The sequence below is a fragment of the Kitasatospora sp. NPDC001603 genome (assembly GCF_040298365.1).
GTDB lineage: Bacteria > Actinomycetota > Actinomycetes > Streptomycetales > Streptomycetaceae > Kitasatospora.
On the sequence record NZ_JBEPAA010000047.1, the window covers coordinates 42,111 to 66,142 of the forward strand.

Below are 24,032 nucleotides of genomic sequence, written 5' to 3' on the forward strand. Positions count from 1 at the left end.
GTCCGATGGTCACCCTCCGTCCGGCCGTCGGGCCGCGTGCCGCCGCAGGCCCCCATCCGGGTGATGTGCTGCCCCGCCGTCGCCGGGCCGCCGGGTCACCGCCCGCCGGGCAGGGGCAGCGGCAGGGGCGGCGGCAGAGCCGGCGTCCGCCGGGGGGACCGGGTGCCGTGCGCGGCCCACCGGTGACCGGGGGCCGAGGGGGAGGAGGCCCACCGTGCTCATCCGATCCGCTCCTCTCCTCCGGCCGCGAGCGCGCCGGTCCGTACCCCCCGCTGCCTGGGCCGGGGCTTCTCCATCATCCCTCCGGCGCGCGTCGCCGCCAGTCACGGCGGGCTACCGGCGGCGGCCGGGCCGGGACCTGCGCGGGGCCCGGGCCGGGGTGTCCCGTCAGGCGTTGCCGGGGTGTCCCACGGGCTCGGGGTGTGGTCGGTGCGCCGGGTCGGGGCCCGGCCCGCGTCCGTCCGGTCGAGGACCGCCGGGCGCCCGGCATCCGCCGCGCGGACATCGCGCGAGGCCCGGGCCGTCACCGACCGGTCAAGCGAAGGGGCACGCTGGGCCGAACCGGCGAGTAACACTACGCTGAGCCGCCTCGATCCCGAGCCGTCGTGCCGGTCCACCGCGAGCGGCCGGCCCGGGCCCCGACCACGCAGGAGGCACCATGACGATCCCGACCCGGGCACCGGCACCGGCCCCGATCCCGGTCCAGGTCCGTGCCCAGGCCGCCGCCGTCCGCGCGGCCTACGCGCTGCCGCGGCCGCTGCGCCGGCTGATCGCCGGCGCGCCCGTCCGACGGGACGGCCAGCGGCTGGCCCTCGACGCCCAACTGCTGCTGAGCCTCCAGCGGATCTCCGGGAACCACCTGGTCAGGCCCGCCGGAGTGGCCGCGTCGCGGGTCGGGCTGGACCACGGCCGCCACCTGGTGAGCGGCCCGGTGATCGAGCCGGTGGCCACCCGCGAGATCCGGATCCCGGTCGAGTACGGCGAACTGCCGGCCACCCTGTACACGCCGGACGGCCTGGCCGCCCCGTCCGGGCTGCTGGTCTTCTTCCACGGCGGCGGCTGGGTGCTCGGCACCCGGACCAGCCACGACAACACCGCGCGCTTCCTCGCCCGGCACGCGGGTGTCCGGGTGCTCTCGGTCGAGTACCGGCTGGCCCCGGAGCACGTCTTCCCGGCCGCCGTGGACGACGCGCTGGCCGCCTTCGACCACGCCCATGCCGAGGCGGCCGACCTCGGTGTGGACCCGGACCGGATCGCGGTCGGCGGCGACAGCGCCGGCGGCAACCTGGCGGCCGTCACCGCCCAGCTGGCGGTCCGGCGCGGCGGGCCCGCGCCCGCGTTCCAGCTGCTCTTCTACCCGGCGGTCGACGCCTCCCGGCACCGGCCGTCCCGGGAGCTGTTCGCCGACGGGTTCCTCCTCACCAGCGCGCACATGGACTGGTTCGCCGACCACTACGCACCCGAGGGCGTGGACCGCTCGGACCCCCGGCTCTCCCCGCTGCTCACCCCCGACCTGACCGGCCTGCCGCCCGCGTACATCGCCACCGCGGGCTTCGACCCGCTGCGCGACGAGGGGGAGGCGTACGCCGAGCGGCTGCGCGAGGCGGGCGTGGTGGTCGCGCTCAGCCGCCAGCCCGACCTGATCCACGGCTACATCAACTACCTGGGGATAGGCCGGCGGTTCCGCGAGGCCACGGCGGAGGCCGCCGGGGCACTCCGGCTGGCGCTCAGCCCGAACGCGTGAAACCCCCGGCGGCGTGACGGGCCGCGATGCCTGAGGGACCACGACGCCTGACGGGCCGCAGTGTCTGGCGGTCCGCATCCTTGACGGCTCGCGATGCCTGACGTGCCGGAACGCTGACGTGCCATCCGGGTTCCGCCGGAGGCCGGTGCGCGAGGGCTTCTCGCGCCCGGCCTCTTATTGTACTCTCCGTCTAATAAGCGGGGCGGGCGGGAACCCCGCGCAGGGCACGCACCTGGAGGCAGCCATGGCTCACCCCGGCACGGCAGCAGGGATCCACGCTCACACCTCGGCCGACGACGACGTCTCGAAGCGACTGCTCGACTCGGCCGCGACCCTCTCCTACGACCCGGCGACCGAGATCGACTGGGACGCGCCGCTCCCCGAGGACGGCTACGGGCTCAACCCCGAGTGGAGCACGCTCTACGGCACCCGGCTGTGGGACGAGATGACCGAGCGGCAGCGGGTCACCCTCACCCGGCACGAGGTCTGCTCGATCATGACCACCGGCATCTGGTTCGAGATGATCCTGCAGCAGATGGTGCTGCGCGACCAGTACCTGAAGAACCCGGCCAGCGCGGAGTTCCGCTTCGCCCTCACCGAGATAGCCGACGAGTGCCGGCACTCGATCATGTTCGCGCGCGCCTGCGAGAAGATGGGCGTCCCGCAGTACCGGCCGGCCGGGGTGATCGCCCAGGCCGGCCGCCTCTTCAAGGCCACCGCCAAGGGTGAACTCGCCTACGGCGGGATCCTGGTGGCCGAAGAGGTGCTCGACGTCATGCAGCGCGACTGGATGCGCGGCGAGAACGTCCTGGACATCGTCCGCGGGACGTCCCGGATCCATGTCGTCGAGGAATCGCGGCACATGAAGTTCGCCCGCCAGGAGATCCGCGAGCGGCTGCGCGGCGCCGGCCGCGCCCGTCGGCGGGCCGCCGGGACCGGCATCGCGGTGGCGGCCTACGTCATCGTCAGCAGCATGGTCCACCCGGGCGTGTACCGGGCCGCCGGGCTGGACACCGAACGGGCGCTGGCCGAGGTGCGGGCCAACCAGCACCGCAAGGCGATGATGCGCACCAGCTCCAGCCACCTGATGGCCTTCCTCGGCGAGGCCGGGCTGCTCAACAGCTCCGCGGCCGCGGTCTACCGCCGCGTCGACATGCTCTGACCCGACCCGACCCGAGCCGGCGCTCGCCGACGCGACCGCAACCCCGCCCCGTCTCCGACCCGTCCCGACCCCGAGAGCCGGCCGACGCCCGCGCCGACCGGCTCGACGCCTGCGCCCGACCCGACCCGGCGTGACCCGACCGCCTCCCCCACGCAGCGAGGACCCCACCCGGCCATGGCCTACGCGATCACCCAGACCTGCTGCAACGACGCCTCGTGCGTGTCCGTCTGCCCGGTCAACTGCATCCACCCCACCCCGGACGAGCCGGAGTTCGGCCGTACCGACATGCTCTTCATCGACCCGGTCGCCTGCATCGACTGCGGCGCCTGCGCGGACGCCTGCCCGGTCGACGCCGTCTACCCCGTCGACCGGCTCGCCGGCCCCGACACCGTCTTCGGGGAGCTCAACCGCGACTACTACCGGGACCACCCGGCCGACCACAGCTGGGGAGCGCCGACCTTCCCCCGGAGCCTGCCGGACGACCTCGGGCCGCTGCGGATAGCGATCGTCGGCACCGGCCCGTCCGCGAGCTACACCGCCCAGTCGCTGCTGCGCACCACCGGCGCGGAGATCACCATGATCGACCGGCTGCCGGTCGCCGGCGGCCTGCTGCGGCACGGCGTCGCCCCCGACCACCAGTCGACCAAGCGGATCGCCGAGAGCTTCGCGAGCGTGTTCCACCACCCCCGGCTGCGGGTCCACCTCAACGTCGAGATCGGCAAGGACCTCAGCCATGCCGAACTGGCCGCCCACCACCACGCGGTCGTGTACGCGGTCGGCGCCGCCACCGACCGCCGGCTCGGCCTGCCCGGTGAGGACCTCCCCGGCAGCCTGCCCGCCACCACCTTCGTCGGCTGGTACAACGCCGACCCGACCGTCCCGGCCGAGGCCGTCGACCTCTCCGCCGAGCGGGCGGTCGTCGTCGGCAACGGCAACGTCGCCGTGGACGTCGCCCGGATCCTGCTGCTCGACCCGGACCGGCTCGCCGCGACCGACATCGCCGACCACGCCCTCGCCGCCCTGCGGGACAGCCGGGTGCGGGAGGTGGTGCTGCTCGCCCGCCGGGGGCCCGAGCAGGCGGCCTGGACGCGGTCCGAGTTCCTCGCGCTCCAGCACCTGCCCGGCGTCGAACTCGTCGTCGAGGACCACCCCGAGGTCCGCGCCGCGATCGCCGCCGCGCCGGAGGGCTCGAAGGCCGCGCTGCTCGCCGGGCTGCCGCTGGAGCACGTCGACGGCGGCGAGCCGCCGCGCCCCGGCCGCCGGATCGTGCTGCGCTTCTTCGCCGCGCCCACCGAACTCCTGGGCACGAGCCGCGTCGAGGGCGTCCGGCTCGGCGGGACGGCGCTCGTGGCCGGCCCCGACGGTCCGCGTGCCGAACCCACCGGTGAGCACGGCACCCTCCGGGCCGGACTGGTGGTGCGGTCCATCGGCTACCGGGGCGTCCCCGTGCCCGGTCTGCCCTTCGACGCCGCCGCCGCGGCCGTGCCGCACCGGGGCGGCCGCGTGATCGACCCGGAGACCGGCCGGCCGCTGCCCGGCACCTACGTCGTGGGCTGGGCCAAGCGCGGGCCGTCCGGCGGGATCGGGGCCAACCGGGCCTGCGCGCAGGAGACCGTGGACGCCCTGCTGGACGATGCCGCGGCCGGTGCGCTGCCCGATTCGTCCGGCACCCGAAGGGAGTTGGCCCGGCTGGTCCGCAGCCGGCGGCCGGACGCCGTCGGGCTGAAGCAGCTGCGGGCCATCGACCGCGCCGAACGCGCCCTCGGTGAGGCCGCCGGCCGCCCCCGGGTCAAGTTCGCCACCCTCCCCGCCCTCCTGGCGGCCGGCCGCCGCTGACCCCCGGGCCCGCCCGGGCCCCGGCCAGTCGTCGCCCGGTCCCGCGCGAGGGCGCCCGGCCGCGCGCGGGTTCGCTGGCCCGGCCGCAGCTGGCGCAGGTTGGCGTAGCAAGCCGGTGGTGAGGCGCCCGGCCCGGGAGCCGCCGGCCCGCCGATGGGTCCGCACCGGGGCGGGACCGGCCCGCCCGGTGCGGGTCCGCTGCTCGGCCTCAACGCCCCAGGACGGCGCCGCCGTTGACCCCGATGACCTGGCCGGTGACGTAGCCGGCCTCCGGGGAGGCCAGGTAGGCGACGGCCGCCGCCACGTCCTCCGGGGTGCCGGCCCGGCCGACCAGGGTGGCGGCGATCTTGTCGGCGTGGAACTCCGGCGTCCAGCCGCTGCCGAAGATCTCGGTGGACTCGACGTAGCCGGGGGCGAGGATGTTGACGGTGATGCCCTCCGGGCCGAACTGCCGGGCGAGGCCGAAGCCCCAGCCGTGCAGGGCGGCCTTGGCGGCGGCGTAGGAACCGGCCGAGTGCGGGCCGGCCCCGCCGCGCTGGGCGGCGGCGGAGCTGATCAGGATCACCCGGCCGCCCGGGCGGCGCAGCCGGTCGGCGAGCGCGCCGGTGAGCAGGACGGCGGACAGGAGGTTGGTGTCCAGGTCCCGCCGCCAGGCCTCGGCCAGGGCTTCGAGGGAGGCGTCGGCGGGCGGGGTGATCACCGCGCCCGCGTTGTTGACCAGCACGTCCACCGGGCCGAGTGCCGCGATCGCCTCGGCCGCCGCCGCGACCTCGGCGGCCACCGTGAGGTCGGCCGCGACCGGCACCACGTCGCCCCCGATCTCCGCGGCGGCCTTCGCCAGCACCTCGGCCCGCCGTCCGACGATCGCCACCCGGTAACCGCGTCCGGCGAGTTCGGCGGCGACCGCCCGGCCGATCCCCGTCCCGCCGCCCGACACCACCGCGGTCCGTCGCTGCTCCATCGTGTGCGCCCCCTGCTCCTGCGTCGATCGACGACTCCGGTCCGGAGCCTACCGAACGGTAACTTCCCGGCGGGTCCGAACGGCCGGCTCACGCGCCCGATCGGGCCGGCCCGCCGGCCCCGCCCGGGTGGAGCGGCTTGCCGTACACCGTCGAGCCGAGCCGGACGGTCATCCCCACCCGCTGGTACAGCGCGAGCGCGCCGGTCTCCGAGTGCGTCCACAGCGTGCAGGCCCGCCGGCCGCGCCGGTGGAACGCGGCGAACGCCTCCCGCAGCAGCGCCCGGGCGACGCCCCGGCCGCGGTGGTCCCGTCGGACCGCGACCCGCTCGATGTAGCCCTCGCCGGTGTCCGGCAGGTCCAGCGACAGCACCGCGCCGACCATCTCCCCGGCCGCGAACGCGACCGGCGAGAGCGCGGGCGCGAAGGTGTCCCGCTCGACGGTGTGCCGCGCCCACTCCTCGTAGGGCTTGCGCCGCACCTGCCACTCGTCGAACGCGTCCTCGGTGAGCCGGTACGCGGCCCGCTCGTCGCCGGCGCGGAACGGCCGGACGGTGATCCCGTCCGGTGGTACGGGCGCCGCCGGCCCGGCGGGCAGCCCGATCTCCAGCAGCCACTGCGTGACGAACGGCCCGTACCCGCGCGAACGCAGCAGCGCGTCGGCGGCGCGGTCACCGTCCCGGACGGTCTGCGAGAGCCGCTCGCTGCCCAGCTCCCGGGCCCGCGCCTCGACCCAGTCGAGCAGCGCGCCGCCCAACCCCTGGCCCCGGTGCGCCGGGTGGACGTCCACCTTGCTCCGCCGGCCGCCGTGCACCCAGGCCCGGGCGACCACGGTGCCCGCCGCGTCCAGCACCAGCAGCGTGTCGCGGGCCGGGTCCAGACCGGGCAGGGCCAGGTCGGCGGCCACGCCGTCGACCGCGTTCTCGCCGGCGCCGCCGGGCAACTCGCGTTCGCGGGCGGCGACCAGCCGGTGGATCGCCGGTGCGTCGGCCGGGGTGGCGGCCCGGCTCCGGTAGTGGGCCGGGAGGGACGGCAGCGGGAGTCGGGGCATGCCGCGACTCTGCGCCATCGGCGGCCGCCCTGTCGACCGGATCGGGCGAGCCGACCCGGCCGGACGGGGCCCGGGGCCGCCTCCGGCACGATCGGGTGCGGAGGCGGCCCACTGGCCCGAGGCCGGTCGTCACCCTACGGACGGGGCATCGACCGCGTCGTTCGACCGGCCACGATCCCCGGCGGCGTGCGCCGCCGTCGATGCCCATCCCACACCATGAAGTGCGGTTGAGGTCAAGGCCGTACGGCGCGAGAAGTCGGCCGGTCCGACTTCTCGCGCGGCCGCGGTCACGGTGGCGGAAAGGCCGCGGCGGCGACGGCACGGCGGCGCGGCCGCGATCGCCGGGCGAAGGCCCGGCACCCGCGCCGCCGCCCCCGGCGCCCGCCGCACGGGGACCGCCCCCGACGGGTGTGCGGACCTGTCGGGGGCGGAGTCTCGGGGGGCCGGCCTGCGGTGGGTCAGGCGGCGACCGGGTGGGCCGGGTCGTACGCCTCGCGCACCCGGGCCTGGGCCGCCGGCCCGGCCGCGAGGTGGTCGAGGCCGAGCAGCGCGGCGCCCAGCACCGGCGGCGCCACGACGACCCGCGGCTCGGCCAGCGGCGCCGCCACGGCCAGGCGCGCCGTCAGGTTGTCGAGCAGCAGCGGCTGCCGGGAGGAGAGCACCCCGCCGCCGAGCACCAGCGGGGTGGGCTCGTCCAGCAGGTCCAGGCGGCGCAGCGCGACGACGGCGAGCCGGGTGATCTCGTCGGCCTGCCGGTCGATCAGCTCCAGGGCGACCGGGTCGCCGGTCTCCGCCACCGCGAACAGCACCCGGACGATCTCGTGCAGCCGCCCGAAGGGCAGGTGCCCGAGGTGGATCGCCTCGGCGACGGCGCCGGTGTCCGGCAGGCCGAAGTGCTCGGCGATGGCGCGGGCGAGCCCGGTCGGGCCGCCGCGGCCGTCCTCGGCGCGGACGGCGTGCCACATGCTGCTGACGGCGAGGCCGCTGCCGCCGCCCCAGTCGCCGGTCAGCTCGCCGAGGGCGGGGAACCGGGCGGTGCGGCCGTCGGGCAGCAGGCCGACGCAGTTGATGCCGGCCCCGCAGACGACGGCCACGCCGCGCGGGCCGTCGGTGCCGGCCCGCAGCAGGCCGAAGGTGTCGTTGACGACGGTGTTGCTGAGGCCCCAGGGGTGCGATTCCAGGGCGGTGCGCAGGGCGGCCTCCTCCACCGGGAGGTCGGCGTTGGCGAGGCAGGCGCTGACGTGGGTGGTCAGCACACCGCTGCGGAAGGTCAGCCCGGCAGCGGTGGCCGCCTCCTCGACCAGCGGCGCGAGGCCGGCGACGGCCGCCGCGCCACCGATCTTCTGCGGTGCGAAGCCGCCGCCCCGGGCGGCGCCGAGCACGGTGCCGTCGGCGCCGATCAGGGCGACGTCGGTCTTGGAGTTGCCCGCGTCGATGGCGAGAACGCCGGGCAGTAGTGGTTCGGGCTGGTGGGTCATGAGGTCCCCGCGGCTCGTACGTGGCCCGGCCGTTGTCCCCGGCCGGGGGTGGTCGGTCTCCTCGCGGCCCGGCGGGCCGTCGCCGCGGTCGGCGGCGACGGCGGCCGGGGGCGCGGGCCGGACGGAACGGGCACGTCAGGCCCAGGCGAGGTGCTCGCGGTTGTGGGCGAGCAGCCGGTCCGTCAGCTGGTCGGCGAGTTCGATCTGGCCGACCAGCGGGTGGGCGAGCAGGGCGTCGAAGACCCGGTCGCGGCCGCCGTGCAGGGCGGCGTCGAGGGCGAGCCGCTCGTACGAGGTCACCGCGGCGATGAGGCCGGCGTACAGCGGCTCGACCGGGCGCTGCGGCAGCGGGCGCACCCCGGCGGCGTCCACCTCGGCGGGCACCTCGATCACGGCGTCGTCGGGCAGGAACGGCAGCACGCCGTCGTTGCGGGCGTTCACCACCTGCACGGACGTCCCGCCGCCGGTGCCCAGCAGGGCGGCGATCAGCTGGACGGCGGCCTCGGAGTAGAACGCGCCGCCGCGCTGCCCGAGCAGCTCCGGCTTGGTGTCCAGGGCCGGGTCGGCGTACATCTCCAGCAGCTGCCGCTCGATCTCGGCGACCTCGGCGGCCCGGGAGCCCTTGACCTTCAGCTCCTCCACGACCAGGTCGTGCTGGTAGAAGTACCGCAGGTAGTAGGAGGGCACCACGCCGAGGCGCTCGACGACGCGCCGCGGCAGCCGGATGTCGTCCGCGATCTCCTTGCCGAAGCCGGTGAGTAGTTCCGGCAGCACCTCGCGCCCGGTGGTCGCGCCCGGGGCGTCGAGCAGGGTGACGCCGCGCTCCCAGGTGAGGTGGTTGAGGCCGACGTGGTCGAGGCGGATCAGCTCGGGGTCGACGCCGAGGTGCCCGGCGAACCGCCGCTGGAAGCCGATCGCGACGTTGCACAGGCCGACGGCCTTGTGCCCGGCGCGCTGCAGCGCCCGGGTGACGATGCCGACCGGGTTGGTGAAGTCGATGATCCACGCGTCGGGGTTGGTCCGGCGGACCTTCTCGGCGATGTCCAGCACCACCGGCACCGTGCGCAGGGCCTTGGCCAGGCCGCCCGCGCCGGTGGTCTCCTGGCCGACGCAGCCGCACTCCAGCGGCCAGGTCTCGTCCTGGTTGCGGGCCGCCTGTCCGCCGACCCGCAGCTGCAGCAGCACCGCGTCGGCGTCGGCGACGCCCGCCTCGACGTCGGTCGTCGTGGTGACCACGGCGCCGTGCCCCTGCTTGGCGAAGATCCGCCGGGCCAGCCCGCCGATCAGCTCCAGCCGGTCGGCGGCCGGGTCGATCAGGACGAGTTCGGCGATCGGCAGGGTGTCGCGCAGCCGGGCGAAACCGTCGATGAGTTCGGGGGTGTACGTCGAACCGCCACCCACGATGGCCAACTTCAGTGCGGACATCAGCCCTTGACCCCTGTCAGTGTCACGCCTTCGATGAAGGCCTTCTGTGCGAAGAAGAAGAGGACGATCACCGGCGCCATCACCAGCAGGGTGGCGGCCATGGTGAGGTTCCAGTTGGTGTGGTGGGCGCCCTTGAACGACTCCAGGCCGTAGGAGAGGGTCCAGGCGCCGGGCTTGTTGCTGGCGTAGATCTGCGGGCCGAAGTAGTCGTTCCAGCAGTAGAAGAACTGGAACAGGGCGACGGCGGCGATGGCCGGCTTGGCCATCGGCAGCACGACCTTGAGCAGGGTGCGCAGGTCGCCGCAGCCGTCGATCCGGGCCGCCTCGATGTACTCCTTGGGGATGGTCATCAGGAACTGCCGCAGCAGGAAGATGGAGAAGGCGTCCCCGAAGGCCATCGGGATGATCAGCGGCCAGAGCGAGCCGCTCAGCCCGAGCTCCTTCGCCCAGAACAGGTACATCGGGATGATGGTGACCTGCGGCGGCAGCATCATCATCGAGATGACGGCCATCAGCGCCAGATTGCGGCCCCGGAAGCGGAACTTGGCGAGCGCGTAGGCCACCGGCAGGCTGGAGACGATGGTCAGCGCGGTGCCGAGGCCGGCGTACAGCAGGGTGTTGCGCCACCAGGTGAGGAAGCCGGGCGTGTTCCAGACCTTGGCGTAGTTGCCCCACTCCCAGGAGGTCGGCCAGTAGTCCGTGGTGAGCGCCTGGTTGTCCGTCATGACGGAGGTGAGGAAGGCGAAGACGAACGGCAGCAGGAAGAACAGCGTGGCGGCGATGGCGAGCGAGTGCACGGCCACCCAGTTGAGCAGCGCGCGGCGGCGGGCGGCGCGGGCGGCGGCGGTGGGGGCGCCGCGCCGGGCGGGCCCCTTCGCGGGGGCCTGCGCCGTGAGGGTGGAGCTGAGAGTCATGATCGTGTCCTCACTGGGCCCTAGTCGTCGTTCGACATGAAGCCGGACTTGCGGCGGAGCAGGATCGAGGTGACCGCCATCGAGATGGCGAACAGCACCAGGGCGACGACGCACGCCGCGCCGTAGTTGAAGCGCTGGAAGCCGAGGTTGTAGACCATCTGCGGCAGGGTCCAGGTGGAGCCCTGCGGGTAGCCGGGTTCGAACTGCTGCCCGGAGTTGCCCGCGTTGCCGCCGGCGACCTTCCCGGCGACGATCGCCTGCGTGTAGTACTGCATGGTCTGGATGACGCCGGTGACCACCGCGAACATGATGATCGGCGAGATGTTCGGCAGGGTGACGAACCGGAACCGCTGGAGCGGGCCGGCGCCGTCCAGTTCGGCGGCCTCGTACTGCTCCTTCGGGACGTCCAGCAGGGACGCCATGAAGATGACCATCAGGTCGCCGATCCCCCACATGGCGAGCATGGTGAGCGAGGGCTTGGACCAGGACGGGTCGGAGAACCAGCCGGGCTGCGGCAGTCCGATCTCGCCGAGGAAGTGGTTGACCGGGCCGGTGCCGGGGTTGAGCAGGAAGGCGAAGGCGACGGTCGCGGCCACCGGCGGTGCCAGGTACGGCAGGTAGAACGCGGTGCGGAAGAAGCCGGCGCCGGTCTTGACCTTGGTGATCAGCAGGCCGATGCCGAGGCCGAAGGCCACCCGCAGGCCGACCATGATGAAGACCAGCCAGACGGTGTTGCGCAGGCCCTGCCAGAACGCCGGGAGGTCGTTGAAGACGTAGTCCCAGTTCTGCAGGCCGGTGAAGGCCGGCGAGCCGAAGCCGTTGTACTTGGTGAAGGAGAAGTAGACCGTCGAGATCAGCGGGTACAGGAAGAAGACGCCGAAGCCGATCAGCCAGGGGGAGAGGAAGGCGAGGGTGCGGGCCGCCTCCCGGCGGCGCTTCCGGCGCAGCAGGTGCTGCGTGGAGGGCGCCGCCGGGTCGGTCGGTCCGGTGCCCTTGCGGGTGCCGAACGCGAGTGACATGGGAGCTCCGTGGGCCGCTGGCTACTTGGCCTGGGCGATGGCGGCGTCGATCTCCTTGGCGGTGGCCGTCAGGCCGGCCGGGAGGTCCTTCTGCTGACCGGACTCGTAGGCGTAGCCGAGGTTCTGCAGCGACACGATGTACGCGCCGCCGTTGACGCTCGCCGGCGTGGTGCCGGAGTGCTGGTTCTTGGCGATGTCCAGGAAGGTCTTGAAGTTCGCGTCGCTGATCAGCTTCGGCGAGTTGAGCGCGTCGAAGGTGCTCGGCACGTTGTGGATCGCGTTGGCGAAGCTGACCACCGCGTCGGTGTCGGTGGTCAGGAACTTGACCAGCTCCCAGGCGGCGGCCTGCTTCTTGCTGGTGCTGGCGATGCCGACGATGGTGCCGGTCTGGTAGCCGCGGCCGTAGGTGTCGAGCTGGTCGTCCGGCACCGGGAACGGCGCGGTGGCCCACTCGAAGTCGGGCTTGTTCTCGGCGAGCGAGGCGGTCCGCCACTCACCGTCGATGGCCATCGCGACCTGGCCGGTGTGGAAGGGGTTCTTGGCGCTGAACTCCTCGCCGAAGGTGGCGCGGAACTTGTCCAGCTTGTCGTAGCCGCCGAGCTTGTCGACCAGGCCCTTCTGCCAGGTCAGCATCGAGGCGATCTTGGGGTCGGTGGCGAGGTTCGACTTGCCGGAGCCGTCGAAGTAGCTGGGGCCCCACTGGCCGAGGAAGTGCTCGGTGGTCGACTCGTAGCCGTGGTAGAGCGGCATGAAGCCGAGCTGCTTGTAGCCGTCGCCCTCGGGGACGGTCAGCGCGGCCGCGGCGGCGGCGAACTCGCTGAAGGTCTTCGGCGCGGCGGTGATGCCGGCGGCGGCGAAGGCGGCCTTGTTGTAGTACAGGCCGAAGGCGTCGCCGAGCAGCGGCAGCGAACACTGGTTGCCCTGGTACTGCGTGTAGTTGAGCATCGCGGCCGGGAAGGTCTTGGCCGCGTCGATGTTGTCCTTGGCGAGGAAGGGCTTGAGGTCGGCGAAGGCCTTGGTCGAGCAGAACATGCCGACGTTGTTGGTGGTGAAGGAGGAGACCACGTCCGGGGCCGCGTCGCCGCCGGCCCGCAGCGCCTGGTTGACCTTGTCGTCGGCGATGTTGCCGGTCGTCTTGACGTGGATGTTCGGGTGGGCCTTCTCGAAGGCGGCGATGTTGTCGTTGATCGCCTTCACCTCGGAGTCCTGGCTCCAGCCGTGCCAGAAGCTGATGGTGACGTCCTTGCCGGAGGCGGAGTCGTCGCTGCCGCCGCCGTCGCTGGACCCGGTGCAGGCGGTGGCGAGCAGGGCCAGTACGGCGCTGCCGGTCACGGCGGCGATCGTCCGGCGGCTTCTGCGAGAGGTGGTGGAGTGCACTTCGAGATCCTCCTGGGGGCGCGCGGGCAGGCGTCATTGCCTCTGGTCCCGCGTAAGGGGGTTGGGGAGAGGTGTGCAGGGGCTTTGGTGCAGGGCTTCGGTGCGGTGGGAACCGGCGGTGGGCGGTGCGGCGGGGGCCGCGGTGGGGCGGCCTTCAGTGCGTGGAGAAGACCGCCTCGCGAGCGGCTGCCAGGGCGCGTTGCAGTGCGCCGAGCAGGACGGGTGAGCCGGGCAGGGCGCTGCTGCGGACCTCCGGCCGGGCGATCGAGATCCGGGCCAGCTCCTCCTCGACGAGGGCGCGCAGCCGCTCGCCGCCCGCGTTCGGCACGCCGCCGGAGACCACCACGAGCTCGGGGTCCACGACGGCGACGATCGCGGCCAGTCCGACGGCGAGCCGGCCGGCCAGCGCGGCGAGGAACTCGTCGCCGGCCCCCGGGGTCGCCAGGGCCTTGGCGAGCGACTCCTCCGCGCTGGGCGCGCCGAGCCCGTACTCCCGGGCCAGGGCCCGGACGGCGGGTGCGCCGGCCAGCTCCTGGAACCCGCCGGAGTTGCGGCGGCGGACGTCCCGCACCACCGGCGAGCCGGGGACGGGCATGTAGCCGACCTCCCCGGCGCCCCCGGTGAAGCCGCGGTGCAGCCGGCCGGCGATCACGATCGCCGCACCGATGCCCTCGCCGGCCCAGAGCAGGACGAAGTCCTCGAACCCGCGCGCCGCACCGGAGGCCTGCTCGGCGACGGCGGCGAGGTTCACGTCGTTCTCGATCGACACCGGTGCGCCGATCGCCTCGGAGAGGTCCTGCACCAGTCGCGGGGAGTGCCAGCCGGGCAGGTGGGAGGCGTAGCGGAGCTTGCCGGTGACGGGGTCGGGCGCGCCGCCGACGCCGATCGCCACCGTGCGCAGGGCGCCCTCGGCGAGCCCGGCGGCCCGGACCGTCCCGGCGACGGCCGCGGCGACCCGGGTGACCGTCTCGGCGGCGGTCCAGCCCTTGGTCGGTACGACGTGCTCGGCCAGCGTGACGCCGGTGATGTCGGCGACCGCGATCCGGGCGTGGCTGTTGGTGACGTCCAGGCCGGCGACGTGACCGGCGGCCGGGTTCACCTGGTACAGCTGCGCGTTGGGGCCCGGCCCGCCGGCGGTGGTGCCCACCGGCAGGACGAGCCCGGCCGCCTCCAGGCGGGCCAGCAGCTGGGACGCGGTGGGCTTGGAGAGGCCGGTCAGGGTGCCGATCTGGGTCCGCGAGAGCGGGCCGTTCTCCAGTAGCAGTTCGAGGGCCGCGCGGTCGTTGATGGCGCGCAGCAGGCTGGGGGTGCCGGCGAGGGGGGCCTTGGCGGATGGTCTGCTCACGACGCGGATCCTCCTCTCCTGACACGTCACGGTGATCACCGGGTGGGCTCGAAGCGAACTGTTAGGAAACTTTCCAGTCGCTTGGACAGGACCGTACGGTCCTCGTCAGGAGGGTGTCAATGGTCCTTCCGGCGGTGGATGCCGAAGCGTTACCGGGCAGCGCGAAGCCCCGCCCCCCGATGTCCGGGAGGCGGGGCTTTGCTCCGGTTCGCGCCGCGCTCCGGCGTCGTCGGCACCCGGGTGCGCGGGGCGCCCGGGCCGGGCGGCGGGGCCGTCGGCGTCCGGGCGCCCGGGCCGTCAGGGCGCCTTGGAGGCGTCGTCGGCGGGCTTGACCGGAGCCGGTATCGGCGCCGTCGCGAGGTAGCGCGGCGAGGCCGGGTCGGCCAGCGCGGACGGCGGGGCGGTGTCGGCGGACGGTGTCACCGAGGCGGCCGTCAGCACCACCCCGGAGGCCGCCGCCCCGGTGGCCGCGGCGACGCCGGCGGCGGCCGGCGGCTCCTCCTTGACCTTGATCCCGGCCTGGTCGAACGCGGTCTTCAGCCGGTGCCGCAGCGCCCGGGCGACCGACAGCGCCTTGCCCGGGGCGGTGCGCGCCTCGACCCGCAGCACCACCGAGTCCACCGCGACGGACTCCACGCCCAGGATCGAGACCGGCGCCCAGACCAGCTCGTCGAACGGCGCCTCCTTGGCCAGCGTCTCCGCGGTCTCCTGGATCAGCGCCTCGACCCGCGCCAGGTCCTCCTTGTAGCCGACCTGGACGTCCACCGAGGCGGTCGACCAGCCCTGGCTCATGTTGGCGATCCGCTTCACCTCGCCGTTGCGGATGTACCAGATCTCGCCGCCCGCGCCGCGCAGCTTGGTGACCCGCAGGCCGACCTCCAGCACCGTGCCGGTGGCCACCCCGGTGTCGATCTCGTCGCCGACGCCGTACTGGTCCTCCATGATCATGAAGACCCCGGAGAGGAAGTCCGTGACCAGGTTGCGGGCGCCGAAACCGATCGCCACACCGGCCACACCGGCACTCGCCAGCAGCGGCGCCAGGTTCACCCCGAGCGCCGAGAGGACCATCAGCGCGGCCGTGCCCAGGATGCTGAACGACGCGACGCTGCGCAGCACCGAGCCGATCGCCTCGGAGCGCTGCTGCCGGCGCTCGGGGTTGACCACCCCGGTGTTGGCCAGCAGCCCGCCGAGCCGGCCGGGCTCCTCGTCGGCCTCGTTCGGCTTGATCATCCGCGCAATCAACTGGGTGATCAGCTTGCGCACCACGGCCCGCAGCACCAGCGCCAGCACGACGATGAAGACGATCCGCACTCCGCCGGCCAGCCAGTCCTGCCAGTGCGAGTCGAACCAGCCGGCCGCCTGCTTGGTGGTGTCGCTGACCTCCTGCGCGCTGGTCGGGATTCTGAGGTCGAACTGCGGGAGCTGCGGGGCCGTGGGGCTCGGGGACGGGCTCGGCGGCGTGGACGAGAGCGTCGTGGACGCGTCGGCGAGGAGACCGGCGGCACCGGACCTGAACACGTGCGGGGACCTTCCTGCAGGGGGCGTGGCACAGCCCGCCGACGCGGAAGCACACCCGGGGCCTGCGGACCGTCCGCCTTAGCCTATCCGCCGTCCGGCCGCGCCCCGGACACGCCGGGCGGCCGCCGACCCGTCCGGCGGGAGCCGCTCCGGGGCGTGTGACCACGGTCCGGACGCCCCGTCAACGCCCCGGCACGCCCCCGGTCGGGCCCCCGGGCGACCCCCCGCGCGGCCCCTGAACGGTGCCGGGACGGCCCGGGCGCCGTCCGGGCGGCACCCGGGTGGCCCGCTGCTCCGAGCGGGCGAAGGGTCCTCCGGGAGGGCACCCGGGTGCAACCCGTCCTTCGCCCGGGCATATCGGGTATGACAGAACCCACACCCGGAGTTCACATCCGCTCCGTTACACAGGAGTGGTGGCGCCGTACAAAGGCGTAAGGCGACACTGGGGGAGATCACGCACCCGTTGCGCGATCGAACCGCTCGTCCCGGCGCGAGCCACGCGCCGCAGGCGTCCAAGGAGGCATCCGTGCCGCATGTCCTGGTCCTCAACGCGTCCTACGAGCCGCTCGGCGTCGTATCGATGCGCCGCGCACTCATCCTGGTCCTCAACCACAAGGCGGTCAGCCTGGAGGACTCGGGAGTCACTCTGCACAGCGCCACCAGCGCCCTTCCGGCGCCGTCCGTCGTCCGTCTGACCCGCTTCGTCCGGGTCCCGTTCTGCGGGCCGGTCCCGCTCACCCGCCGGGCGCTGTTCGCCCGTGACCACGGCCGCTGCGTCTACTGCGGGGCCGCCGCCACCAGCGTCGACCACGTCATCCCGCGCAGCCGGGGCGGCCAGCACCGGTGGGACAACGTGGTGGCAGCCTGCCGCCGCTGCAACCACACCAAGGCCGACCGCCACCTCACCGAACTCGGCTGGCGGATGAAGCGCCCGCCCGCCCCGCCCAGCGGCCTGGCCTGGCGCATCATCGGCACCGGGATCAAGGATCCGCGCTGGCGGCCCTACCTGGAGCCGTACGGCGGCGGCGACCAGCTGCACGCCCCGCAGTGGGCCGAGTACGAGCACCACGACCATACCGAGGCCGCGCACGCGCTGCCGCTCACCCGGGCGCACGGCGCCCACTCCGCCCCCGTCCGCCGCGGTGAGCAGGCCGAACCGCTCTCCGCCTGACCCCGCTCCACCAAGGGCTTGCCCGTCATATCTCCGGTACGCCTCATGGGCCGCCGCGCACCCCGTATCGGGGAGCGCGGCGGCCCGCCGTTCGAGGGCCCGTCACGGCGGGCGCGACCTCCGGGCCCGCCCGGCCGGCACGGCCCCGCGCGTCGGGCTCCGCTACGGCTTCCGCGCGGGCTACGGCTTCTGCGCGGGCTACGGCTTCTGCGCGGGCTACGGCTTCTGCGAGGGCGATCCGGACGGCGTCCCCGGTGCGGTGGTCGCGGGCGGGGCGGCCGGCACCGCGGGCGTGGCCGGTACCGCCGGGGTGCCCGGTGCCGTGGCCGGCTGCCCGGCCGTCGCCGGGTCGGTGACGGCGTACAGCTCCACGCCCCAGAGCGAGTAGCCGTACTTGGTCGCCCGGGCGACGCCCTGGACCCGCAGGAACTTCGCGTCCGGCGCGTCGAACCGCACCGTCTCGTTGCCGCCCTTGCCGTCGTCGACCGTCGCCACCGTCGTCCAGGAGACGCCGTCCGCCGAGGCCTGGATCTTGTACGAGGAGGCGTACGCGGCCTGCCAGTGCAGCACCGCCGCGCCCAGGTGGGCGGCCTTCGGCAGCTCCAGCTGGACCCAGGCGTCGTCCTTGGCGGGGGAGGACCAGCGGCTCTTCGGGTCGCCGTCGGCCACCGCCGAGGCGGGGAAGGCCGAGGTCTCGTCGGCCGAGGAGGCGGCCTTCGCGGTACCGGCGAGGTCCGGGCCGCCGGTCGGCGGCACCACGTGCACCTGCAGCACCTGCCGCACGGTGGTCGAGCCGGTCACGAACTGCACCGGCACCTGGTAGGTGCCGGACGGCGTCCCCGGCGCGGCGCTGACCAGCAGCGGCACGCCCACCCGGCCGCCGCGCGGCACGCTCACCCCGGAGGCCGGCGCCACGGTCAGGCCCTTGGCCACGGCCGGCACCTCGGTGCGCAGCTCGCCCACCGCGCCCTCCGGCCGGCCCGCCTCGACCATCGCGCGGGCCTGCACCGGCGCGGCCGCGCCGGTCACCACGTCCAGCGCGGCGTCGGCCAGGCTCAGCCGGGCGGCCGGGGCGTCCGCGTACCAGGGGATCACCTGGTTGACGACCGGCGGCTCCCCGCCGGGCTTCCAGGCCAGCCGGAAGGCGTCCGCGCTCTGGCCGCCGGCCGGCAGCTCGTTGTAGCCGGGCTGCACGGTGCCGATCTCCGCCCAGCTGCCGTCGGCGCGCCGCACCGAGACGGTGGCCGAGGCCCGCACGGTCGGGTCGGTGAGGACGGTCAGCCGGTCCAGCGGCCGGGCCGCGCCCAGCTCGACGGTGAGCGGCTCGTCGGCGGCGGTCGGCGCGGTGGCCGCCCGGTAGGCGGTGTCCGGGTTGCCGTCCAGCACGGCGCCGGCCGAGGCGCCGGGCAGCGCGGCCGGGCCGCCGGTGACGCTGGCCGGGGCCTCGTCCGGCGCGGTCACGGTGAACTCGCGGACCGCGACGGCGGTCTTCTGGGCGGCGGTGGCCCGCAGCCGCACCCCGCGCACGACCGCCCCGCCGGGCAGCTGGGCGGTGACGCTCTTCTGGTTCCTCACCTGGGCGAGCTGCTTCCAGCCGCCCTCGCCGGTGGAGTACTCCAGCACCCCGTCGTGGATGTAGTCGTCCAGCGCGTTCTGGCCGTCCGGGCCGCTGCCCCAGGAGCCCATCAGCACGGTGACGCTGCCGACCGGGCGGCCGCCGCCGAGGTCGAGGCCCACCGAGTCGCCGGGCTGCGGCGGCGCCGAGCTCCAGTAGAAGGTGTCGGCCACGCCGTCGGTCATCAGCGCCGGCAGGTGGTCGTGCGCGGTGCCCAGGGTGGTGGTCGGGGCGGCCCCGCCGCCGACCACGCCGGCCCAGTTGTCGGCGGCCCGCACGGCGCGCTCCAGGAACGGGCCGAGCACGCCCGCCCCGACCGTCGCCGGGCTCTGGGCGAGCTGCTCGCGCAGCTTGTTGAGCTCCACCCGGGCCCGCCAGGCCGCCGCGCCGTCGCCGCCGCGCTGGGCCAGCAGCATGTCCAGCGCCGCCTGGCCGGCCAGGCCGTAGTCGCGCAGCGGAGCCAGCCAGGGGCCGGCCTCGGCGGCCAGCGGGGCGGTGGCCGGGGTGGCGCTCAGGGTCTGCTGGGCGCCCGCCATCGCGGCGAAGGACTCCCGCAGCGGGGCCGCCGCCTCTATCAGCCGGGCGAGGTCGGGCGCCGCGTCGGCGTTCGGCTCGGCGGTCGCCCAGAACCGCTCCAGCAGCGGGTTGAGGTAGCCGGACTCCTCCTTGGACAGCGGCGAGGAGGAGCTGTTGCCGGCCAGCGCGGTGACGGAGGCCAGGACCGCCCCGGCCGGGGCGGCGGTGGCGCCGGCCGGGCCCGCCAGCGAGCGCAGCGCGGCCTGCCAGGAGTCCTCCGGCTTGTACCCGCCCGGGTTCCAGGCGAAGTCCCCGGCGGTCGCCAGGGCGATCCGCGAGGCCACCGGCTGCTCCATCGCACCGGTCAGCATGACGGCCGACCGGGTGGCGACCTCGGCGTCCCGGCCGGTGTAGGCGCCGAGGAAGAGCCGGTCCGGGTTGGCGTCGTTCACCGGGTAGTTGTCCATGGTGACCAGCGGGCGCCCGTACAGCTCGGCGGTCTCGGCGGCCTGAGCGCCCGTGATCTTCTCCGGGATCACCCCGACACCGCTCCAGGCCACCTGCACGCCCGCCGGCAGCGCCGCCGCCAGCGCCTTGCGGTACGGCGTGGAGCCCTGCTGGTGGTACTCGGTCGGCACCACGGACAGCGGCGCCAGCCCCGGGTGCTTCGCGATCAGCCGGTCCTGCACCTTGGCCGCCAGCTCGGCCTGCGCCTTGGCGGCGGCGGCCGGACCGGTGCCGTACTTGGAGCGGTCGTCGCCGCAGTGCCACTCGTCGTAGGAGACGTCCAGGAACTGCAGCTGGAAGGCGGTGAAGCCGAGCGCCCGCAGCCCGTCCAGCTTGGCGACCAGCGCGTCCGCGTCCTTGGCCGAGCTGTAGCAGAACGACTGCCCCGGGTCGATCGCGTAGCCGGCCGTCACGTGGTTCGCGCCGGCCCGGGCGGTCAGCGCCTTGAGGTCCTCGGCCCGGGCCGCCGGGTAGGCGTCGCGCCAGCGGGAGAGCCGGTACGGGTCGTCACCGGGGGCGTAGAGGTAGAAGTTCTGCTTGGAGCGGCCCAGGAAGTCCAGTTGGTCGAGGCGCTGCTGTTGGCTCCACGGGGTGCCGTAGAACGCCTCCGCGGTACCGCGCACCGGTGCGCCGGACGGCCAGTCGCGCAGCGTGATCCCGGGCAGCCCGAGACCGGCCGCGCCCGGCGCCTGCCCCTGTCCGGCCGGTACGGCGGCCAGCAGCTGGCGCATGCTCTGCGCCGCGTAGAAGGTGCCCGCCTGGTCGGCCCCGGCCAGCACCACCACGCCGTACGTCCCGCCGCCCGGGGCCGGCAGCTGGCCGGCCGAGAGCACGTACCCGCCGGCCGGCATCCCCGCCGTGGAGGGCGCACCGCCGTCCTTGCCGCCGGCCGCCGCGGTCAGTTCGCGCAGCGCCCGGTCGACCTCGCCGCCGGCCTCCTCGGCCGGTCCGCCGACGTAGACCACCAGCGATCCGGCGGCCGGCGTACCGGCCTCCGCCTGCGGCGTCACCGTGGTGGCCCCGGCCACGCCCAGCACCTCGCGCACGGTGTCCACCGCGCCGTGGTCCGCCTTCGCCGAGGTCACCAGCGTCACCGCGGCGGGCACCGTGACCGGCCTGCCGGCCACGCTCTGCTCCTGCGGCCGCGGGAAGACCTGAGGGTTGCTCACACTGCCCAGCGGCGTCTGCGCCGCGGTGCTCACCACGTCCGGCCCGGGGCTGTAGGCGTACGCGGCCGGGCCGCTCACCAGCAGCCCGCCGACCACGGCCGCGGCCGAGAGCGTCGCCGCCACCTGCAGCGTCCGGCGCCGGCTCGGCGTCCAGGCCCGGGCCCGCTCGGCCCGCACCGACGCCAGCAGCGGCTCCGTGCCCTTGAGATCCGCGATCAGCCGGTCCGCCGTCCGCGGCGCCAGCTGACGGCACGTCCGCGCCGTCGCCCGCCGCGCCGCCAGCGCCGCCGGGTGCTGCAACACGTCCCGCAGCGCCGGACTCTGCTCCAGCTGCTGCCTCAACCGCCGCCCCGCGGCGACGGACACTCGGGCTTGCACAGGAGCCTCCTCGCCAGGCATCGACCACAACGCGCCAAAGCCCACCAGTTGGCCATGCCGGTGTCAACGTCACCGACGGGTATGCCAAGTTTGTCCTTTTTGTACTTTCATCACCCTCCTTCGCGGAACCCCGGCCCGCGTGCCGTCGCGGGCGCCCCCGCCGGCCGTCCGAGCCCGCCGCGCGGGCCCGGATGACGCACCGTCGGCGGGCGTCCCCGGCCCGGCCCGTGTGTCGCACCGGGTGACCGGGGTGTCACGCGGGTAGGACTGTGGCTGTTCTGACCGGGCGTTGCCGAGACATCGCAGGAGCCGCGAGTGGCCGCTTATCTCGACCGTGACGGAGCCGACGGCCTGGAGGTGCCCGCGCAGGACGCGCCGCCGCCTCCCGCCGAGCTGGTCGCGCTGGCGCAGGCGTACGGGGTGGACACGGCCCTCCAGCCGTCGGCGCGGACACTGGTGGCGGTGCTGGCCGCGCTGGGCGTGGAGGCGGGCACGCCGGAGGCGGCCCGGGCGGCACTGGAGCGCCACCGGGCCGGGCAGCGGGCGCGGTCGCTGCCGCCCTGCGTGGTGGTGCGGGCCGGGCGGCGGACGGCGCTGGACGCGCCGGCGGACGCCCGGCTCAGCGTCGAGCTGGAGGACGGCGGCGTCTGGGAGCTGCCGCGCGGGCACTCCCACTGGCTGCCCGCCGACCTGCCGCTCGGGCGGCACCGGCTCAGCGCGGTGACCGGCGGCACGCGCCAGGACGCCCATCTGATCGTCGCCCCGGAGCGGCTGCCGCAACTCGCCGGCCGCGGCTGGGGCTTCCTGGCACAGCTCTACTCCGTGCTCTCCGACCGCTCCTGGGGCATGGGCGACCTCGCCGACCTCGCCGAACTCACCCAGTGGGCCGGGAGCCTCGGTGCGGGCTTCGTGCAGATCAACCCGCTGCACGCGGGGCTGCCGGGCACCCCCTCCGACCCGTCCCCCTACCGGCCCTCCTCGCGCCGCTTCGCCGACCCCGTCCACCTGCGGGTCGAGGCGGTGCCCGAGTACGCGTACCTGACGGGCGAGCAGCGGGCCGAGGCCGAGGAGCTGGGCCGGCGCGCCGCCCGGCTGCGCGCCGAGGTGCTGGGCCACGACGGCCTGATCGACCGGGACGCCGTCTGGGCGCTCAAGCGCCGCGCCCTGGAGCTGCTGCACGAGGTGGAGCGCGGCGCGGGCGCCCGGGCCGCCTACGAGGCCTTCCGGCGGCGGGAGGGCGAGTGGCTGGAGCGGTACGCGCTCTGGAACGCCCTCGCCGAGGTGCACGGCGCCGACTGGCACGCCTGGCCGAAGGGGCTGCGCCACCCGGACAGCCCGCACGTCGTCCTCGCCGCCGAGGAGCTGGCGGACCGCGTCGAGTTCCACCGCTGGCTCGCCTGGCAGGTCGACCGGCAGCTCGCCGCGGCCCAGCAGGCCGCGCGCACCGCCGGCATGGCCGTCGGACTGATCCACGACCTCGCCGTCGGCGTCCACCCCGACGGCGCCGACGCCTGGGCGCTGCAGGACGCGCTGGGCGGCGGCATCTCGGTCGGCGCCCCGCCGGACGCCTTCAACGCCCACGGCCAGGACTGGGGCCTGCCGCCCTGGCGCCCGGACGCCCTGGCCGCCTCCGGCTACGCCCCGTACGCGGAGCTGCTGCGCTCGGCGGCCCGGCACGCGGGGGCGATCCGGATCGACCACGTGATGGGCCTGTTCCGGCTCTGGTGGGTGCCGGCCGGCCACGCGCCGACCGAGGGCGCCTACGTCCACTACGACGCCGAGGCGATGCTGGGCGTGCTGGCCCTGGAGGCGCACCGGGCCGGCACGGCGGTGATCGGCGAGGACCTCGGCACCGTGGAGCCGGGCGTCCGTGAGGAGCTGGCGGCGCGCGGTGTCCTGGGCACCTCGGTGCTCTGGTTCGAGCGGGACTGGCAGGCCGAGGGCGAGATCCTGCCCCCGGAGCGCTGGCGGCCGGGCAGCCTGGCCACCCTGACCACCCACGACCTCCCGAGCACCGCCGCCCGGCTGACCGGCGAGCACGTGGAGCTGCGCCACCGGCTCGGCCTGCTCGCCAGGTCGCTCGACGAGGAGCAGGCGCAGGCGGCGGCCGAGCTGGCCGAGTGGCGGGCCGAGCTGACCCGGCTGGGCCTGCTGGCCGAGGGCGAGGAGCTCTCGGCGGCGGCGCTGTACCGCTTCCTGCGGGCCACCCCGGCCGAGCTGGTCGGCCTCTGGCTGCCCGACCTGGTGGGGGACCCGCGCCCGCAGAACCTGCCCGGCACCTGGGACCAGTACCCCAATTGGCGGCTGCCGGTCGCGGACGGCTCCGGCCGCCCGGTGACGCTGGACGAGCTGGCCGCCGCCCCGGCCGCACAGGCCCTGACCGGCGTTCTGCGGGTCGCCGGCGGGCAGGCCCGAAAGGCCGACCCCGCCGAGCGCGGCGACGTAAGCGGCGGGTAAGTTGAGCAGCGTGGACAAGAGGAACGCTTTGCGAGCCGGCGCGGTCACCGCAACGGTCACGCTGATGATGCTGCTGTCGTCGCCCGCCATGGCCCTCTCCCGGGACGACGGCGACGACCCGGGTAGCGGCCTGAGCGTCGCCCAGACCCTCGGCCTGTACGTGCTGCTGCCGATCGTGGCCTTCGTGGTCATCGCCGGCCTCGCCGGGCTGCCGTACGGCAGCAAGGACAAGAAGAAGTAACCGAGGGCTTCCACCCGAGCCTGGTACAACGCCCGAGGGGGCGCCGGACATCGTCCGGCGCCCCCGCGGGCCGCAGCGGGGGGCCCGGGGGCGGGCCCCGCGCACCCCACCCCGCGGATCCCCCGGGGCCCGGGGGCCCCGCCCCCCCCGC

The 24,032-nt window shown here is 75.1% G+C and carries 16 protein-coding genes; 6 read left to right on the forward strand and 10 right to left on the reverse strand.

What is annotated here, in order from left to right; all coding sequences use genetic code 11:
- Positions 1-658: 658 nt before the first annotated feature.
- The 3 genes from ABT263_RS26205 (at position 659) to ABT263_RS26215 (ending at position 4,742) form a co-directional block, all read left to right on the forward strand.
- Positions 659-1,744, forward strand: a complete 1,086-nt coding sequence (locus ABT263_RS26205; protein ID WP_352293894.1) for an alpha/beta hydrolase — start codon at positions 659-661, stop codon at positions 1,742-1,744.
- A gap of 244 nt (positions 1,745-1,988) precedes the next feature.
- The gene (locus tag ABT263_RS26210) at positions 1,989-2,906 is read left to right on the forward strand and encodes an AurF N-oxygenase family protein (protein ID WP_352293896.1); all 918 of its coding nucleotides are present in this window, start codon (positions 1,989-1,991) and stop codon (positions 2,904-2,906) included.
- Positions 2,907-3,080: 174 nt separating this feature from the next.
- Positions 3,081-4,742 (forward strand): FAD-dependent oxidoreductase, encoded by a 1,662-nt coding sequence (locus ABT263_RS26215; RefSeq protein WP_352293898.1) that lies wholly within the window; start codon positions 3,081-3,083, stop codon positions 4,740-4,742.
- 208 nt (positions 4,743-4,950) lie between these two features.
- Here ABT263_RS26215 and ABT263_RS26220 read toward each other — a convergent pair whose 3' ends face one another.
- The 9 genes from ABT263_RS26220 to ABT263_RS26260 all read right to left on the reverse strand — a co-directional run bounded on the left by ABT263_RS26220 (position 4,951) and on the right by ABT263_RS26260 (position 15,827).
- Positions 4,951-5,703: an SDR family NAD(P)-dependent oxidoreductase gene (locus ABT263_RS26220; RefSeq protein WP_352293900.1), complete on the reverse strand. Its 753-nt coding sequence runs from the start codon at positions 5,701-5,703 to the stop codon at positions 4,951-4,953.
- Between the two features lie 88 nt (positions 5,704-5,791).
- Positions 5,792-6,751, reverse strand: a complete 960-nt coding sequence (locus ABT263_RS26225) for a GNAT family N-acetyltransferase (protein ID WP_352293902.1) — start codon at positions 6,749-6,751, stop codon at positions 5,792-5,794.
- A 458-nt stretch (positions 6,752-7,209) separates the two neighbouring features.
- Positions 7,210-8,229, reverse strand: a complete 1,020-nt coding sequence (locus ABT263_RS26230) for an N-acetylglucosamine kinase (protein WP_352293904.1) — start codon at positions 8,227-8,229, stop codon at positions 7,210-7,212.
- A 135-nt stretch (positions 8,230-8,364) separates the two neighbouring features.
- Entirely contained in the window at positions 8,365-9,645 is a 1,281-nt protein-coding gene (locus ABT263_RS26235) for a 6-phospho-beta-glucosidase (protein ID WP_352293912.1), read from the reverse strand.
- Positions 9,646-9,653: 8 nt separating this feature from the next.
- Positions 9,654-10,568: a carbohydrate ABC transporter permease gene (locus ABT263_RS26240; RefSeq protein ID WP_329489966.1), complete on the reverse strand. Its 915-nt coding sequence runs from the start codon at positions 10,566-10,568 to the stop codon at positions 9,654-9,656.
- Positions 10,569-10,588: 20 nt separating this feature from the next.
- Positions 10,589-11,587: a carbohydrate ABC transporter permease gene (locus tag ABT263_RS26245; protein ID WP_352293906.1), complete on the reverse strand. Its 999-nt coding sequence runs from the start codon at positions 11,585-11,587 to the stop codon at positions 10,589-10,591.
- 21 nt (positions 11,588-11,608) lie between these two features.
- On the reverse strand, positions 11,609-12,919 hold the full coding sequence (locus ABT263_RS26250; protein ID WP_380391974.1) for an extracellular solute-binding protein: 1,311 nt from the start codon (positions 12,917-12,919) through the stop codon (positions 11,609-11,611).
- A gap of 199 nt (positions 12,920-13,118) precedes the next feature.
- Positions 13,119-14,309 carry an ROK family transcriptional regulator gene (locus tag ABT263_RS26255; protein ID WP_329489969.1) on the reverse strand — a complete coding sequence of 397 codons (1,191 nt, stop codon included), beginning with the start codon at positions 14,307-14,309 and terminating at the stop codon, positions 13,119-13,121.
- Positions 14,310-14,606: 297 nt separating this feature from the next.
- Entirely contained in the window at positions 14,607-15,827 is a 1,221-nt protein-coding gene (locus ABT263_RS26260; RefSeq protein WP_329489970.1) for a mechanosensitive ion channel family protein, read from the reverse strand.
- A 526-nt stretch (positions 15,828-16,353) separates the two neighbouring features.
- Here ABT263_RS26260 and ABT263_RS26265 point away from each other — a divergent pair.
- On the forward strand, positions 16,354-16,998 hold the full coding sequence (locus tag ABT263_RS26265; RefSeq protein ID WP_352293908.1) for an HNH endonuclease: 645 nt from the start codon (positions 16,354-16,356) through the stop codon (positions 16,996-16,998).
- A 216-nt stretch (positions 16,999-17,214) separates the two neighbouring features.
- Here the strand turns inward: ABT263_RS26265 and ABT263_RS26270 are convergent, their stop codons facing one another.
- Positions 17,215-21,183 carry a beta-N-acetylglucosaminidase domain-containing protein gene (locus ABT263_RS26270; RefSeq protein WP_352293910.1) on the reverse strand — a complete coding sequence of 1,323 codons (3,969 nt, stop codon included), beginning with the start codon at positions 21,181-21,183 and terminating at the stop codon, positions 17,215-17,217.
- Positions 21,184-21,540: 357 nt separating this feature from the next.
- Between ABT263_RS26270 and malQ the strand changes: the two genes are divergently transcribed.
- Both malQ and ABT263_RS26280 read left to right on the forward strand, forming a co-directional pair.
- The gene (gene malQ, locus ABT263_RS26275; protein WP_352293916.1) at positions 21,541-23,640 is read left to right on the forward strand and encodes a 4-alpha-glucanotransferase; all 2,100 of its coding nucleotides are present in this window, start codon (positions 21,541-21,543) and stop codon (positions 23,638-23,640) included.
- Positions 23,641-23,650: 10 nt separating this feature from the next.
- A complete protein-coding gene (locus ABT263_RS26280) occupies positions 23,651-23,881 on the forward strand; it encodes a hypothetical protein (protein ID WP_380391966.1) in 231 nt (76 codons plus the stop codon).
- Positions 23,882-24,032: the final 151 nt, after the last annotated feature.